The sequence below is a fragment of the Microvirga pakistanensis genome (assembly GCF_004458765.1).
In the GTDB taxonomy this organism is placed as follows: domain Bacteria; phylum Pseudomonadota; class Alphaproteobacteria; order Rhizobiales; family Beijerinckiaceae; genus Microvirga; species Microvirga pakistanensis.
In genome coordinates, this window is sequence record NZ_SPJX01000661.1 from 1 (window position 1) to 223 (window position 223).

The 223-nt window shown below is 63.7% G+C and carries 1 pseudogene; it reads right to left on the reverse strand.

What is annotated here, in order from left to right:
- Positions 1-223, reverse strand: a pseudogene (locus E4K09_RS26075) (ABC transporter substrate-binding protein); the annotation flags it as partial.

Below are 223 nucleotides of genomic sequence, written 5' to 3' on the forward strand. Positions count from 1 at the left end.
AATTGTAGTAGACGGAGCCGAAGCTCTTCAGGTCCTTCAGATCGCTGAGGCCCTTGTCGAGGATGTGCTCCTTGAGCTTCTTGTGAATCTCGAAGTCGGCGCCGGCCGGGAACGGCGTGATGGCGAGGTAGCCCTTCGCGACCGCTCCGGCCGGCCGGACGTCCTCTTCCGAGCCGGACCAGATGCCGCCGATCACGCGGTCAACCGGAAAGCCCACCTTCGC